The organism is Bacterioplanoides pacificum, assembly GCF_042648445.1.
GTDB lineage: Bacteria > Pseudomonadota > Gammaproteobacteria > Pseudomonadales > Oceanobacteraceae > Bacterioplanoides > Bacterioplanoides pacificum.
The window spans coordinates 37,313-53,453 of the sequence record NZ_JBHRYB010000016.1; the positions used below are offsets into that span (position 1 = coordinate 37,313).

The window sequence follows — 16,141 nt, forward strand, 5'->3', positions numbered from 1 at the left end:
AGCTATTGCACACGAGCGGAGGCCGGCTCAGATCCGGCCTTTGCTGTATCGCTCGCGTGCCTCCTGTTTCTTGCGTTCGCTTTTCCGTAGCAGCACGTAGAAGGCTCCGGAGCCGCCATGATGTTTCTGCGCGGTATGAAAGGCCTGTACCGTATCCAGATCTTCCAGCCAGTGCACCAGATAGCTTTTCAGAATGCCCGGGTCTTCGATATTGCGGTCACCTTTGCCGGGCAAAATCAGAACGCAGCGAATGTCGTGTTCCATGCAGTCCTGAATAAAGCGGAACAGCTCAGACCGGGCCTGCTCGACTGTACGGCGGTGCAGGTCCAGCCGTGCCTCAATTTCGTATTTTCCCAAGCGTAATTTACGGAATACGCCATCCTGAATGCCAGGACGTTTAAACCCCAGGATATCGTGTGGACCAACCCGGGTGACGTCACTGGTCTGCAGATGATTCTGCTGCTGTTGTTCGGCTTCCTGAGCCGCCGCCTGCTTCCGTGCTGCGGCATTGGCTTTATTAATATCGCCCTTGCTCAGGGTGACTTTTTCCCTGGCTTGCAACGGCTCGACGCCCTGCATTTCGCGCAGAAACAGATCGTCTTCATTGTTATCAGTGTCACTCATGTCGACCATTCACTCGGCTGGGTACTACGTGTTCAGCGGCCATTATATCGCCGCAGCACTGAGGTGTGACAATTCTTTGCGAACGGACACACAACTATAATCCGATATCCGTAGTATGGGTTTGGTAAACAAGCCCCCACAACCGGAGGAAGGCGATGAAAAAACTAAGGTTACCTGCCATTACCAGCCTGGCAGTGGGCACCTTGATCAGTGCTCAGGTATTGGCCTTTGATGGTCGTGCTGAGCGCGGCATAGCCTGGGAAGATCAGCTTGAGCTGAGTGAGCAGCAGGAAGCTCAGATTGAGGCGATTGAAGATAAGTACCAGGCACAATTCCGGGAAATGCGTCAGAGCGCACAGGAGCATGGCGCCAAACGGCAGCAGGCAGGTGTGCTGATGAAACAAATGCGCCAGGAAATTCAGCAGGTGTTAACTGCCGAACAGAAAGCCCAGGCCAGCAACCTGATTGCTGAACAGCGTCAGCATGCACTGAACCAGCGGCTGAAAAAAGTCGCACGACGACTGCAGATGACGGCTGATCAGCAACAACAGCTGCGCCAGGTGATGGATGAACAGCCGGCTGGTTATCTGTGGCCGGTTGATCGTGAACAACGCAGTCAGGCACGGGCGCAATTTGACTCGGCGCTGGAACAGATTCTGACCCGTGACCAGCGCCAGCAGTGGCAGGCGATGAAAACCCATCAGAATAAACGCTGGCATCATGCCCGGGAGTTACGGCGCGAACGTCAGCAACACCAGCAACAACACCAGCAACAACACCAACACCAGCAGCACCACCCTCAACGTCGTGATACTTCTCCCGAAGTGCGTCATGGTGGTCTGCGCAAAGGTTATAACGACTGGTAAAGGTGACAGGCTCTGGCCCGGTATATTCCGGGCTAGGACTGAGCGTGTTTCACCATAAATTGTTTAATTTTCGGAGCGATACTTTCACGGAACTTCCGGCCGTTAAAAATACCGTAGTGGCCGACCCCCTGAGCTTCATAATGGTGTTTTCGGCTTTTGGCAATTCCGCAACACAATGCCAGCGCACAACTGGTCTGGCCGCGCCCGGTAATGTCATCCAGCTCGCCTTCGACGGTCATCAGCGCCATCTTTTTAATCGCCGTCAGGTCAATTTTTTCCCCCCGATACTGCATTTCACCACGCGGCAACTGATGCTCAAGGAACACCTTGCGAATGGTATCCAGATAATAATGTGCCGGCATATCCATGACCGCCAGATATTCGTTGTAAAATTTGCGATGGGCCTCGGCGCTGTCACCGTCACCTTTGATCAGGTCGTTAAAAAACTTAAAGTGTTTGGCGACGTGGTTATCCATATTCATCGACATAAAGCCGGATAACTGAATAAAACCGGGATATACCAGCTGATCGCGGCCTTTGAAGCCCGGGGGCACGCGGCAGATAACATTATTTTCAAACCACTCCAGATCCTTGCCTGAAGCATAATCGTTGACGTCTGTCGGGTTGATCCGGGTGTCCACCGGTCCGCCCATCAGCGTCATACTGGAGGGCAGATTCGGGTTGTTGGTGGCGGCCATTACAGCGGCGGCGACCAGGGCCGGAACGCAGGGCTGGCAAACTGCAACGACATGAGTATCTGGGCCCAGGTGTTCGAGAAAACCGATCAGATATTCGACGTAATCATCAAAATGAAATTCCCCTTCACTGGCGGGCACATCGCGGACATTACGCCAATCGGTGATATACACCTCATGATCGGGCAGGAACTCGCGCACAGTGCCGCGCAACAGAGTGGCGAAGTGACCCGACATCGGTGCCACCATCAGTACTTTGGGCTGTGCCTCCAGCTTGCGGCTGCGACGCCGAAAGTGCAGCAGGTTGCAGTAGGGCTTTTCGGCTACAACCTTATATTCAATGCCAACCTCGCGGCCGTTAATCCGGGTGCTGTCGAGTTCCCATTCCGGCTCTTCATAATAGTCGGTAAGACGTTCCAGCAGTTCCAGCCAGGCGCGTAAGGTGCGGTAATGCCAGGAATAACTCAGTGGGTTCCAGGGCTGGTATAAATACTGACGCGCCTGACGCGCCAGTACATGCACCGGCTGCATGGCGTGCATTATATGAGCGTTAATACGATAGAGCATTGTCGTCTCCCGTAGCTCGGGTGAGATTGTTGATTATTTAACCAATGACAGAAACCTTAGCATGAGTCGGCAGAAGACAACTGACCAATTTAGTAACAAAAAGTGTCAAACTGGTCAGGCTGCGCGTCGCTGCCGGATAGCAGGCTGGTGGTTCTCTGGCTCTTATTAGTACTAATTTCTTAGTGGCTGGCCGCTGGGGATAACTTGCTGGCGCGCAAAGCTAATCGTTCTGACGGCAATCGCGGTATGCTGTTGGCAAATGTTGTGAGTCACAACGCCGATAACAACGCCGATAACAACGCCAATAACAACGCCGATAACAATAACAACTGTGGAGAGCGCACATGTCTGAACCGACTGCGATGAAAACCGAAAATTTCAGCAGTTTTGCTGAGTTTTATCCGTATTATCTGGCAGAGCATGCCAATGTTACCTGTCGGGTGTTGCATTACACCGGCACGCTCAGCGCGCTGACCATTCTGACCTGGGCGCTGGTCAGTGGTCACTACCTCTGGATGCTGGCGGCACCGGTGTCGGGTTATGCCCAGGCCTGGGTGGGGCATTTCTTCTTCGAGCACAACAAACCGGCCACTTTTCGTTATCCGCTCTGGAGTTTTATGGGGGATTGGGTCATGTTGAAAGACTTCCTGACCGGACGTCTGGCGGCGAAAATGCCGAAACAGGGAAGCTAGCCGATCCAGGCTGGTTTTTGTGGAGTTACTTACGTAGTTCTACTTAGTTGAATGCTACCTATGTCGGATTTTCACTCAGACTCCGGAACTTTCTAATACGTCGCTTATTACTCGGCAGATAAGAACAACTCCGGAGTTCCTTTATGCAACACCATAATATTTATGAGTTAGGCCTGGAAGCTAACCCGGCTAACTACACCCCTATGAGTCCTGTCAGCTATCTGCAGCGCGCGGCCTTTGTTTATCCAAACCGTACTGCTCAGATTCATCAGGATACCCGTTATACCTGGGCGCAAACCTATGAGCGCTGCGTGCGCCTGGCGTCGGGTCTGGCGGGCATGGGCATTAAGACCGGCGATACCGTGTCTTTCCTGTGTGCCAATATTCCACCGCTGTTTGAAGCACATTTTGGTGTGCCTATGTGTGGTGCGGTGCTGAATGCCATTAACACCCGGCTGGATGCGGAAGCGGTGGCTTTTATCCTGCAACATGCAGAAAGCAAAGTATTGTTTGTTGATAAAGAATTCTCAGAGGTCGCCAGTAAGGCCCTGAAAATGGTGGCTGTTAAGCCAACCGTGATCGCTATCGATGATCCGTATTACGATCAGGGTGAACTGCTGGGTGATACCAGCTACGATCAGCTGCTGGAACAGGCTGAAGATAACTACGACTGGCAGCTGCCGGAAAATGAATGGCAGGCGATTACCCTGAACTACACCTCAGGCACGACGGGTAATCCAAAGGGGGTGGTGTATCACCATCGCGGTGCTTACCTGAATGCGGCGAATAATATTATTTCCTGGGATATGGGTCGTCATCCGGTTTATCTGTGGATTCTGCCGCTGTTCCATTGTAATGGCTGGTGTTTCCCATGGAGCATTGCGGCGGCGGCGGGTGTCAGTGTTTCGCTGCGCCATGTGCGTGCGGACGCGATTTACCATGAAATCAAAGAAAACAAGGTGACCCATTTCTGTGGTGCGCCAATTGTGCTGAATATGCTGAACAATGCCCCAGCAGAGATGAAGTCCGGTATTGAACATCAGGTTAATGCCATGGTCGCCGGTGCGGCGCCACCGGCGGCGGTGATTGAAGGCATGGAAAGCATGGGCTTTAACGTCACCCATGTGTATGGCCTGACTGAAACCTACGGCCCGTGTGTGGTGTGTGCCTGGCACGATGAATGGAACGATAAGGAACTGGCCGAACGCGCTGCATTAAAAGCCCGTCAGGGGGTTAAAAGCCCGATGCAGGAAGACCTGATGATCGCTGATACCGATACCATGAAACCGGTGCCACGTGATGGTGAAACCATCGGTGAAATCATGGTACGCGGTAATATTGTGATGAAGGGTTATCTGAAAAACCCGACGGCGACTGAAGAGGCCTTCAGTGGTGATTGGTTCCATACCGGTGACCTGGCGGTATGGCATGAAGATGGTTACATCGAAATTAAAGACCGCTCAAAAGACATCATCATCTCCGGTGGTGAAAACATTTCCTCCATCGAAGTGGAAGATGTGTTGTATCGTCACCCGGATGTTGAAGAAGCGGCCGTGGTTGCCAAGCCAGATGATAAATGGGGCGAGACACCGTGTGCGTTTATTAAACTGAAAGACGGCGCCGAAGCATCACAGGAAGAGGTTATCGCTTTCTGTCGCGATAACATGGCGCATTTTAAAGCGCCGCGTTACGTCGAGTTTGGCGAACTGCCGAAAACCTCAACCGGTAAAATCCAGAAGTTTGTTCTGCGCGAAAAATCCAAAGAGCTCTGAGCTTCCTGTTTCATACCCCGAAAGCCTGCTGAAACATCAGCAGGCTTTTTTTGTGATGTTCACTGCAGGGTTATTGGTTTTCCTGGTACAGATGCACATCGCGCTGAGGGAACGGAATGCTGATACCCTGTTCATCAAAGGTGGTCTTGATGGTTTCCAGCAGTTGCCAGTGTACCGGCCAGTAATCGGCGGTTTTTACCCACGGACGGACCCATAAATTCACACTGCTGTCGCCCAATTCGCCGACCACAATCACCGGCGCGGGGTCTGCCAGGATTCGTTCTTCCTGATCGAGAATCTGTTGAATAATATCGCGCGCCTGTTTGATGTTGTCGTCGTAACTGATGCCAATCACCAGGTCGATACGGCGGGTGGCTTTGGCAGAAAAGTTAGTAATGACGTCACCATAAATACCGGCATTCGGGACAATGATCTGGCGGTTGTCACCGGTGCGTAACTGAGTGCTGAAAATACTGATACGTTCAACGATGCCGGCAATGCCTCCGGCCTCAACAAAGTCACCGATTTTAAATGGCTTAAACAGAATCAGCATGACACCGGCGGCAAAGTTCGATAACGAATCTTTTAACGCCAGGCCAACAGCCAGGCCGGCGGCACCTAATAAGGCCAGCAATGACGTCGTGTCGATACCGACCTGCTCCAGTGCGATCAGTGCCACCACAAAGGTTAATAACACGCTGAGAATGCTGCCGATAAACTCGGCCAGCGCTTCGTCCAGCTGGCGTTTTTTCATCAGTGTCCGGGTCAGGCTGACCAGCCGGCGCGCCAGCCAGCTGCCGGCCAGATAAATCACCAGCGCCAGAATCAGGTTGACGGCAAAAGGTTGTGCCAACTCCAGCAGGGCCTGTGGGTCGAGGTTTTGCAGATAGTCTTTCATAACTCTCCTGTAGACAGATCGGATGCAGTGAGGGTGCCTGCCATTTAATCACAGTAAAACACTCAGAAAAATCTTGAGCAGCTGTCAGAGCGGGGCCATTATTAGCTTTGCCGGTTAAATGATGTAAAACATCAGGGAAACGGCCAGACAGAGACAATTTTAGTGCCGTTCTGCGGTGCTGATGATGAGAATATGGAATGAAACCACTCAATATTGCCGGCATTGATATTGCCCCCGGCAGCAGCCATCAGATAGACCTTCCTGTGGTGCGGTTATACACAGATTCTGAAGTGACCATGCCGGTGTATGTAAAACGTGCCCGTAAAGATGGCCCGACGGTATTTGTATCCGCCGCTGTGCACGGTGATGAGCTGAACGGCATTGAAATTATCCGCCGCCTGATTCAGAGCAAAAGCCTGAAACTGCGCTGCGGCAGTATTATTTTTGTACCTATGGTGAATGTTTATGGGGTGCTGAATCAAAGTCGCTATATGCCTGACCGGCGCGATCTTAACCGGGTGTTTCCGGGGTCGGACAAAGGCTCACTGGCCGGCCGGCTGGCGCATATTTTTCTCGATGAAATCGTCAGTAAATGCGATTACGGCATCGACTTACACACAGGTGCCATTCACCGCACCAATCTGCCGCAGATCCGGGCCAATCTGGATGATCAGCAAACCCGCGAACTGGCGGAAGAATTTGGCGTACCGGTATTGCTGAACGCCAATCTGCGCGATGGTTCGCTGCGTGAAGCTGCGGTGGAATACGGTGTGAAAATTTTGCTGTATGAAGCCGGAGAAGCGTTACGGTTTGATGAGTTATCCATTCGTGCCGGGGTAAAAGGGATCGAAAATATTTTGCGGGCGTTGCAGATGCTGGCGAAAAAACGCAGCCGCAAACGCCGTATTGAACCTTTCGTGGCCTATAAAAGCAGCTGGGTGCGCTCTGGTGCCAGCGGCATTGTACGCGACCATGTCAGTATTGGTGATCATGTGCAGAAAGGCGCTTTGCTGGCTACCATCGGTGACGCTTTCGGAGAAACTCTGGCCCGGGTGGTGAGTGTGCGCGAAGGGGTGGTTATTGGTAAGCAGAATATTCCGCTGGTTCAGGAAGGTGATGCCATGTTCCACATCGCCTATTTCCGCGACAGTGAAGATGTCAGTGACAATATTGAAGAATTAAACGAAGCCCTGCTGAATCCGGGAGATGCGCCGTTATGAGTCTGACCGGGAACAGTGAATTTCCGTTGCTGCTGGCCATTATGGTGGTGTCCGTGGGCTATTGGTTTGTGCGCAAACTGATGTTGCGGCTGGTGACCCGGGTGGGCCGGGAAAAACATATTTCACGGCGGCGGGTGCAATACGTCCAGTATCTGTTAACGATCATGCTGGTGGTGATTGCGCTGGGGGTGTTTGGTGTGATTGCCGGCTTTGGCTACAAAGATGTTGGCCTGGTTTTTACCTCGGTGTTTGCGGTACTGGGGGTCGCCTTATTTGCGCAATGGTCAATCCTGAGTAATGTCACGGCCAGTGTGGTGGTGTTTTTCTTTTTCCCTTATCGGGTGGGTGATCATGTGCGTATCGTTGATGGTGAAAATTCGGTGGAAGGTATCATCGATGAAATCACCATGTTCCATGTCATCCTGTCCGACGGCGATAAAAAAATTACCTATCCGAATTCGCTGGTGTTTCAGAAAGCCGTGGTAATCACCCCGGATAACACGCCGCCGGCAGCCGATAAAACAGACGGAGATGTATTATGAGCTGGAGTGCGGATATCAATCTGGATGGTTTATTACAGGAGTTACTGCAGTCTGATCTGACGGAGTTATCGGCACAGAATTTCCGTGAACTCAGTGCCCGGGATAAAGCTCAGCTGCTGGAGTCGCTGCCACAGAATATTCGTCTAAACCTGTGGCCGCTGATTGAAGAGGACCAGTTATGGGAAGTGATTAACTGCCTGCAGGTGGTCACGGTTGAGCATATTGTGCGGGCGCTGGACGACGGCGCCCGGCTGGCGATTCAGCGTTATGCCACACCCCAGTATCTGGCTTCGTACGCCCAGGCGCTGCCGAAAGACATGATCGACAATATTCTGCTCGATCAGGACGATACCAGCAGCGAAGAACTACAACAGGCATTAGCCTTTGACGACGACCAGGTCGGTCGTTTTATGCAGAAAAACTTTTTGCGGGTGCGCCATGGAATTTCGGTCGCGTCGGTGATTCGCCGGCTGAAAAAGAAAGAGTCGATTGCGGCGGTTTTTCTGGTCGACGATGGCCGCCATTTAATTGGTTATATACCGGTGTCGGCGCTATTTAATTCCAGTGACGATGCGCTGGTGGAAACCCTGGCACGGCCGATTGCGGCACTGGAGGCCGATCATCATATCCGCGATGTGGCATTAACCTATCACTTCGAGGAGGGGTTGTCGTATTGCCCGGTGGTGGATGACGGCCGGGTAATCGGCGCCTTGTCGGTGTCGCTGTTACTGAGTGAAGCCCAGTCTCACCTGGTTCATTCCGCGCCGTCGGAATCTCCCGTCGTGGAAGAGGACCTGTTTGCTCCGGTGTTCAGCGCGGCCCGGCCCCGGGCTTTATGGCTGTGTATTAACCTGGCCACCGCGTTTCTGGCTTCCTGGGTGATCGGCTGGTTCGAAGGCGCCTTGCAGCAGGTGGTGGCGCTGGCGATTCTGATGCCGGTGGTGGCCAGCATGGGCGGTATTGCAGGCAGCCAGACACTGGCGGTGACGGTACGGGGTCTGGCGTTGGGGCATGTACACCAGATGAACATCCGGCTGCTGTTCAGTAAAGAGATGAAGGTGGCGGTGCTGAATGGTTTACTTGTCGGTTTGCTGATCGCCGCGGTGGTGTACTGGTGGTTTAACTCGTTTGCCATCGCCGCCATTATCTGGAGTGCGATTGTGGTTAACAGTCTGGCGGCGGCGGCATCCGGGACTTATATTCCGTTTGTGCTGGAAAAGATCAATATCGATCCGGCGGTGGCTTCCGCGGTTATCCTGACCACAGTCACCGACGTGATTGGTTTCCTGATTTTCCTTGGTCTCGGGTCGCTGATTCTTATCTGACGCCGGGGGGCAGGCGCTGGTGCTGAAATACCGGCATACGCTGGCGAATATCGGCCTGCTGTTGTGGCTCAAGGGTGGCAATCACCAGGCCGGGCTGATCGCTCGCTTCGCTGAGTACCTCGCCCCAGGGGTCGATGATCTGGGAGTGCCCCCAGGTCTGACGCCTTTGTGGTTGTCCCGGATCGTCATGCCAGCCGCACTGGTTGGCGGCAATCACATAACACTGTTGTTCGATGGCGCGCGCACGCAGCAATGGCTGCCAGTGTGCTGCGCCGGTGGTATAGGTGAATGCCGCTGGCAGGCTGATGATTTCAGCCCCCTGTGCCCGCAGTTGCATAAACAGCTGCGGGAAGCGCAGGTCGTAACAGATCGCCAGGCCAACTTTGCCCACCGGGGTGTCGACCACCACCGGCTGATCGCCGGGCGCAAAATGATCCGATTCGCGATAGCTGCCCTGGGCATCATCAACATCGACATCGAATAAATGAATTTTGTCGTAACGCGCCTGTAACTCGCCCTGATCATCAAACACCAGACACGCCGAACGCACCCGCGGGTCACGTTTGCCATCCGCATCCGGCGGGCAGGGCAAAGGATAAGCGCCGGCAATCAGCCACAGGTTAAAACGTTTTCCCCAGCCGGCAATGCGTTGGTACAAGGCATCATCGGCCGCAATTGCGGGATATTGTTTGCCATCCAGAGTGGCGAACATTTCCGGTATCAACGCCAGACGAACCCCCTGTTGCTGGGCGTCGGCCAGCAGGGTTTCGATCTGCTGCAGGTTGTGTTCGATATCCGTCAGGCTGTTGATCTGTATGGCGGCGACTTTGCGCGGGCTGCTGTTTAGCTTGTGTGTGTCAGTCATCGTCGTCACCATCAATGCCAAAAATACTTAACACCCGGTCTTTAAAGCTGCGGGTTTTCTTACCTTCCACTTCGTTATTAAAGGCCTGATCAATTTTTAATTCCGGCTGTTCCCAGCGGCCTTTGACGGTATAACTGGCGCTGGTAAAGCGTTCCAGTTCATCACCCACCAGTTTTTCCGACACATAAATGGCCGCCGCCACCGGTGGCGCCAGGCCGGCCAGCACCGCCACCATCGGCAGAGAACTGGTTACCGGGAAGGTTACCGCCAGCTTCATATCCAGGCTGTGATCGTTCAGATTACTGCTGCCGGAGGTCAGGAACTTGCCACCCGGGCCATCAACCAGTAACGGTTCGCTGAGGGTTAATAAGCCGTCTTCGATCCGCGCTTTGCCTTTCAGTACATCAAACGCCAGACCCGACTGATAGAGATCGGAAAAGTCGAGGCGCAGGCGGCGGCTGATGGAATTGAAGTTCAGTGCCCCGAAGGCTTTCAACGCTCCGGCGCCTTCGGCATCAATACTGCCATCCCGCAGGCGCAGGCTGGCCAGGCCATTGAGGCTGGCGCTGTTAAACATCAGTGGCGAGCCCTGCCAGCTGAGCTTCAGCGAAGCCCGCATATCGCTGGATTCAATAATGGCTTTCTGGCGGAACGAGCGTAATACCTTGCCGACGTCTTTGCTGCGGATTTCCAGCGTGTCGAGCTGAGTAACATGCAAGCCATCCTGCTTCTGCCACAATACGTCGCCGCTGATCTGCATGCCTTTCATATCGCTGTCGTGCAGCTGAATTTTCATTGCCTGAGCGCCGGGCCGGGAGCTGACATGCCAGCGCCCGTAGTTGCGGCTACCAACATAAAACTCCGCCAGCTGCATATCCATCGCCGGGAAATCGGCCGGATTGAGGGCTGCTAACGGATCCGGTTTTTCTGGCTCTGCTGCCTCCGCTGCCACTTCGTCCGCTGCCTGACTGACTGCTTGTGCGGTTTCATCCTTATACGGCATATGGATGTAATCCAGCTGCATATCGATCGGCTGGCCGTCTGGCTTCAGGGTGATCAGACCTTTAACCAGATCACTGTCGACATTAAATTGCCACTCGTTCCACTGCTGGCTGGCATTCAGACGCAGCTGGCCCATGGGAATGCCCCAGGAATCAACTCCGGCAATCTGTAAATCAATCTGACGCAGCGGATTATGGCTGGCGCTGGCGGTTTGCCCTGGCGCTGGTGCGTTGTTGTCGTTTTCGGTGTTGCTTAACAAAGCACTGAAGTGTTGCCACTGATCCCACCATTCGGCTGCTTTAATCGGTTGTTTGATGGCACCACGTACCACCACCCCTTTGTCGCTGGGCAGGAAAGGATCCGGACCACCAAAATACACCTGGCCACGATCCAGGCCGTCTTCATCCATAGCCAGGGCGGCTTTCATCAGCTCATCGTAGTTCAGGGTGATGCGGGTTTCTGCTCCCGGTCGCACAGTCAGTGCCAGATGACGGGGCTGCTGCGCATCTTTGCCCAGCGGTTGTGGCATATCGATCGTGGTGCCACTCAGGTCGCTGTTCAGCTGGAAGCTGAGACCACCGCGTTTGGCCGATTTAATATCCAGCCGCGCCTGATAATTCAGCTGGCCAGTCAGCGGATCGAGTAAAAACAGCGGCATCCATTGTTTCACCTCAGGCCATTGGGCATCACCCTTGGCCGACAGTGCCATATCAAAGCCCCCCTGATAGCTCTGGGACTGAATGCTGGCGTCAAAATCCCCACCAAATACCGAGCCGCTCAGGCGCTCGGCAGAGAGGCCGAGTTCGCTGTCGAAGTGTAATGTGCCGTTCAGTTGTTGCAGTTTGACCTTCAGCTCGCTGAGTTCAACGGCAGCATCGCTGACCGCCACATCCAGCTGTACTTTCGGCACACTGTTGTCACCGCCGAGCGGCATTTTCATTAACATGCTGGCCTGCAGCTCACCACTGGCCTGCCACTGATCAAAGGCACCGTTTACCTGTTGTTGCAGCGGGGTTTCGGTGAAATAGCGTAACGCCTGGTCGGCCTGGCCAATTAACTGGCCGGAGACCTGTAGCTGCGGCTGATCATTGTGATTCCGTAAACGAATGCGGGCGCTGCGTTCAGCAAAACGGCCACCCAGGGTTTTGCCCTGGTCCACCCAGACATCCAGATTGGGGGCGTCGAGCAACATCCGGCCGCTCAGACCGGTGACTTCAGGCCAGTCCGGCAGATAACGCAGCCGCGCATCGCTGACATCAAAATACAACTGCACGCTGTTACTGTTGCTGGGCGGCTGTTCACTGAGGCGGCCGTTAAGCAGGAACACGCCGTTGTGAAACTGGCCGGCGAGGATTGAGTCGCTGATCCACTGCCGCACGGACGGGTCTAATAACTCTGGTACCAGCTGGTCTCGCTGAGCAGCGTCCGCCTGGCGGAATGCCGCTAATACGCTGGTGTTGGGTTCAACATCGGCGTTGTTCGGTATACGCAGGCCGACATCGGCGTGGATATCGATGCCGTTAAACTGCGCCTGCATATCCGCCAGCCGTAAACGGAAGGCGTCGTGATTGATTTGCCAGTAAAAGGTGCCGCGGCCATTCTGCAGGCGCCAGCTGTCGGCATATATTCCGGCCAGCTGAACAGCAAAATCATCATCGTCCAGCGTCAGTTTTCCGGCCTTGGGGGTCAGTGCCAGCTTACCGCTGATGTCGCTGAATGCCGGTATGCCGTTATAACTGTCGCTGCTGGCTTCATGGATATCGCTGTATAACGCCAGTTGCAGTGGCTGTTCATCCTGGCCCGGTAATAATGACAGGCGGGTATTCAATGCCTGACCGCGTGGCCGGGTCTGGCGGATGTATTGCAGAATGTTGTCGGGCAGCAGGGCATGTTTTTCGAGTAATTCGCGCGCCGCGGCAATATCCAGTTGTGGAATACCGAACTGCCAGCCTTTTTGTTGCTCCAGCACGGCAGCGCTGACGGTCAGCTCCTGCAGCGGCAGGGGCTGATCGAACTGCGGCCGGATACGCATGTCCCAGTCGCTGCCTTTGCGGTTGGCCCGCAGCTGGATATTACCGCCGCTGAGTTGCAGCGCTTCGCCCGGAGTTTTCAGTGCCAGTTGCGGGACCTGAACGCTGGCTACCAGGCTGCTGAGATCACCGTCGCGAATGCTGGCCCAGCCCTGCAGGCCGGCACTCAGTTGTTGCAGGTGGAACTGATCCTGTTGCTGGCCGGGCACCCAGCGGCTCCAGTCCTGGGGTTCTACCGCGACATAAAACTGTGCGTCCTGATCGGTCCAGGGCCACAGCGGCCCCTGGAAGGTGCCTTTTACCGTCAGGCGCGCCAGTTGTTCGAGCCCCCAGGCAACCTGGCCTTCAATGGCACGGCTGTTGGCCCGGTTACGCCACAGCAGCTGATGAATTTCGAGCTGGTCGTTGACGTCCAACCCCTGGTGAGTGATGCGCCAGTCGCTTAACACCAGCGCCTGTTGCAGCTCCAGTAAATCGAGCCAGCCCGGACGCCTGATGGCTGCGGCGGCGCGGGTGGTGCCGGTCAGCGGGTCTATGGTCAGGTCAGGCTGGCCTATCTGCCAGCCGTCGGCCAGTTGCCAGTGGCGTTTTCCCAGCTGCACGATATGGCCGCGCACACCACTGACCTCGATACGTTTAAACACCGGCAGCTGATAAAACGCACTGGCGCTGAGGTCGAGCTCGGCAACAATTTTGCGGATATGCAGGCCACTTTCCGCTTCCCCCAGCGTGATGTCCTGCAGCGTCACCACCGGCGCCAGAATATGCCAGCCACCGGTTAATGAGCCAATGCTGACCGGTTGTTGTAACGCCGCAGACAGCTGTTGTTCAACATCCGGGCGCAGGCTTTCCACCAGTGGAATCAGCTGCCGGCCAACACTGACGTATAACGCCAGACTGACCATAGCAACCACCAGGGTGATCCAGATTTGTGTCCACAGTTGTGAGAGCCAGCGCACGGTTATACCTTCTTCACTGCAGCACGATGTCGTACTGGTCCTGCGTATACAGGCTTTCGACTTGCAGTTTGATGGCTTTGCCGATGAAGGCTTCGAGATCGGCGAGGCCGTCGGAGTCTTCATCCAGCAGGCGGTCGACCACCTGCTGGCTGGCCAGTACCAGATAGGTACCGGCTTCGTAAGCCCGTTCTTCGCGCAGAATTTCGCGGAAAATTTCGTAACAGATGGTTTCGGCGGTTTTCACCGAACCGCGTCCGTCACAGGCGGTGCAGGGCTCCATCAGCATATGTTCGAGGCTTTCGCGGGTGCGCTTGCGTGTCATTTCCACCAGGCCCAGTTCTGAAACACCGCTGATTTTGGTTTTCGCGTGGTCTTTTTCCAGCACCTTTTCCAGCATCCGTAATACCTGACGCTGGTGTTCGGTATCGATCATATCGATGAAATCGAGGATGATGATGCCACCCAGGTTACGCAGCCGCACCTGGCGGCCAATTGCGGTGGCGGCTTCGAGGTTGGTTTTGAAGATGGTTTCTTCCAGATTACGGCGCCCGACAAAACCACCGGTGTTCACATCGATGGTGGTCATGGCTTCGGTCTGATCGATGACCAGGTAACCACCGGATTTCAGCGGGACTTTGCGCTCCAGTGCGCGCTGAATTTCATCCTCGACGCTGTTCAGTTCGAAGATGGGGCGCGGGCCGGGGTAATACTCCAGCTTCTCTTCGATTTCCGGCATATATTGTTCGGTGAACGATGCCATCTTTTGGGAGGTTTCGCGTGAGTCGATCAGAATCTTTTCGATTTCCGGGCGCACGAAATCACGCAGTGCCCGTTGTGATAACGGCAACTCATCGTAAATCTGGGCCGGCGGGGTAAATTCTTTGATGCGTTCTTCCAGCTTGCGCCACAGTCGGCGCAGGTAGCGGGTATCGGCCAGAATTTCGTCTTCGCCCACGCCTTCTGCGGCCGTGCGTAAAATAAAGCCGGCTTCGCCGGTCAGACCTTCCTGCTCCATACACTGGTTAACCAGCACTTTCAGGCGGTCGCGTTCTTCATCATCTTCGATACGCTGGGAAACGCCGACGTGATCTGCACCGGGCATATACACCAGGTAACGTGACGGGATTGCCAGTTGGGTAGTCAGGCGTGCGCCTTTGGTGCCAATCGGATCTTTGGTGACCTGGACCACCAGTGACTGGCCCTGATGCACCAGCTGATTGATCGGCGTGTTGCTGTCACCGTTGCCGATTTCGGCGGCGTGAATAAAAGCTGCCCGCTCCAGCCCGATGTCGACAAAGGCGGCCTGCATGCCCGGCAGGACACGCACAATTTTGCCTTTGTAGATATTGCCAACGATGCCACGATGATTGGCGCGCTCGATGACAATTTCCTGTAATACACCGTTTTCGACCACCGCCACCCGGGTTTCCGTTGGGGTAACGTTCATCAGAATCTCTGCATTCATGGCTTTACCTTGCCGGGCTCAGGCCCGTTTCAGCTGCGCCGGGCTCAGGCCCACACAGGAATATTAAAATTCTTTAACAGTGCGGCGGTTTCCGTCAGCGGTAACCCCACCACATTGCTGTAACTGCCACTGATGTGATCTACCAGTATCGCACCTTTGCCCTGAATACCGTATGAACCGGCCTTGTCCATCGGTTCGCCGGTAGCGATATAGGCGTCGATTTCGGCCTCGTCCAGAGCGCGGAAAACCACCTCGGTGGCGACGCTGATGACTTGCTGACGCTCGTGGCTGAGCAGCGCAACCGCGGTAAAAACCTGATGTGGCTGGCCTGACAAGCGACGTAACATCTGGCGCGCGTCGGCTGTACTGTCCGGTTTGGTCAGAATATCCTCACCAAGGATCACGCTGGTGTCGGACCCCAGTACCACGGCTTGTGGGTCATCCAGACTGGCCAGCGCCGCCGCGGCTTTTTGTTGCGCCAGACGTTCAACGTATGAGCGCGCGGCTTCAGCGGGGTGTGGCGTTTCATCGATGGCAACCGGTGCCAGTTCAAAGCTGACACCAATCTGGGTTAATAATTCCCGTCGTCGCGGGGAAGCTGAGGCCAGATAAAACACAA

13 protein-coding genes are annotated in these 16,141 nt (G+C 54.7%); 6 read left to right on the forward strand and 7 right to left on the reverse strand.

Features of this window, described 5'->3' with window-relative positions:
- Window positions 1–27: 27 nt before the first annotated feature.
- Entirely contained in the window at window positions 28–624 is a 597-nt protein-coding gene (smrA, locus tag ACFOMG_RS16100) for a DNA endonuclease SmrA (RefSeq protein WP_376868146.1), read from the reverse strand.
- 155 nt (window positions 625–779) lie between these two features.
- Between smrA and ACFOMG_RS16105 the strand changes: the two genes are divergently transcribed.
- The gene (locus ACFOMG_RS16105; protein ID WP_376868148.1) at window positions 780–1,490 is read left to right on the forward strand and encodes a hypothetical protein; all 711 of its coding nucleotides are present in this window, start codon (window positions 780–782) and stop codon (window positions 1,488–1,490) included.
- A 32-nt stretch (window positions 1,491–1,522) separates the two neighbouring features.
- On the opposite strand, the gene ACFOMG_RS16110 is transcribed toward ACFOMG_RS16105, so the two are convergent.
- Complete coding sequence (locus ACFOMG_RS16110; RefSeq protein ID WP_376868150.1) at window positions 1,523–2,752, reverse strand: polyhydroxyalkanoate depolymerase; 1,230 nt, start codon at window positions 2,750–2,752, stop codon at window positions 1,523–1,525.
- Window positions 2,753–3,096: 344 nt separating this feature from the next.
- Between ACFOMG_RS16110 and ACFOMG_RS16115 the strand changes: the two genes are divergently transcribed.
- Both ACFOMG_RS16115 and ACFOMG_RS16120 read left to right on the forward strand, forming a co-directional pair.
- Window positions 3,097–3,444: an Mpo1-like protein gene (locus ACFOMG_RS16115; protein WP_376868152.1), complete on the forward strand. Its 348-nt coding sequence runs from the start codon at window positions 3,097–3,099 to the stop codon at window positions 3,442–3,444.
- A gap of 143 nt (window positions 3,445–3,587) precedes the next feature.
- Complete coding sequence (locus ACFOMG_RS16120; protein ID WP_376868154.1) at window positions 3,588–5,216, forward strand: acyl-CoA synthetase; 1,629 nt, start codon at window positions 3,588–3,590, stop codon at window positions 5,214–5,216.
- A 70-nt stretch (window positions 5,217–5,286) separates the two neighbouring features.
- Here the strand turns inward: ACFOMG_RS16120 and ACFOMG_RS16125 are convergent, their stop codons facing one another.
- Entirely contained in the window at window positions 5,287–6,114 is an 828-nt protein-coding gene (locus ACFOMG_RS16125) for a mechanosensitive ion channel family protein (protein ID WP_376868155.1), read from the reverse strand.
- 197 nt (window positions 6,115–6,311) lie between these two features.
- On the opposite strand from ACFOMG_RS16125, the gene ACFOMG_RS16130 reads away from it, so the two are divergent.
- Genes ACFOMG_RS16130 through ACFOMG_RS16140 form a run of 3 tightly spaced genes read left to right on the forward strand, consistent with a single transcriptional unit; the run spans window position 6,312 to window position 9,201 of the window.
- The gene (locus ACFOMG_RS16130; protein ID WP_376868157.1) at window positions 6,312–7,334 is read left to right on the forward strand and encodes a succinylglutamate desuccinylase/aspartoacylase family protein; all 1,023 of its coding nucleotides are present in this window, start codon (window positions 6,312–6,314) and stop codon (window positions 7,332–7,334) included.
- The gene (locus ACFOMG_RS16135) at window positions 7,331–7,876 is read left to right on the forward strand and encodes a mechanosensitive ion channel domain-containing protein (protein WP_376868158.1); all 546 of its coding nucleotides are present in this window, start codon (window positions 7,331–7,333) and stop codon (window positions 7,874–7,876) included. Before ACFOMG_RS16130 ends, ACFOMG_RS16135 begins: the two co-directional genes overlap by 4 nt.
- A complete protein-coding gene (locus ACFOMG_RS16140) occupies window positions 7,873–9,201 on the forward strand; it encodes a magnesium transporter (protein ID WP_376868160.1) in 1,329 nt (442 codons plus the stop codon). Before ACFOMG_RS16135 ends, ACFOMG_RS16140 begins: the two co-directional genes overlap by 4 nt.
- On the opposite strand, the gene ACFOMG_RS16145 is transcribed toward ACFOMG_RS16140, so the two are convergent.
- From ACFOMG_RS16145 to ACFOMG_RS16160, 4 genes are read right to left on the reverse strand one after another with little or no spacing between them, the layout of a single operon-like run.
- On the reverse strand, window positions 9,194–10,066 hold the full coding sequence (locus ACFOMG_RS16145) for a carbon-nitrogen hydrolase family protein (protein WP_376868162.1): 873 nt from the start codon (window positions 10,064–10,066) through the stop codon (window positions 9,194–9,196). The two genes, ACFOMG_RS16140 and ACFOMG_RS16145, sit on opposite strands and share 8 nt — an antisense overlap.
- A complete protein-coding gene (locus ACFOMG_RS16150; RefSeq protein WP_376868164.1) occupies window positions 10,059–14,057 on the reverse strand; it encodes a YhdP family protein in 3,999 nt (1,332 codons plus the stop codon). The genes ACFOMG_RS16145 and ACFOMG_RS16150 overlap by 8 nt, the downstream gene beginning before the upstream one ends.
- Window positions 14,058–14,070: 13 nt before the next feature.
- Entirely contained in the window at window positions 14,071–15,522 is a 1,452-nt protein-coding gene (rng, locus tag ACFOMG_RS16155; RefSeq protein ID WP_376868166.1) for a ribonuclease G, read from the reverse strand.
- 44 nt (window positions 15,523–15,566) lie between these two features.
- Entirely contained in the window at window positions 15,567–16,139 is a 573-nt protein-coding gene (locus tag ACFOMG_RS16160; protein WP_376868168.1) for a Maf family protein, read from the reverse strand.
- Window positions 16,140–16,141 lie beyond the last annotated feature (2 nt).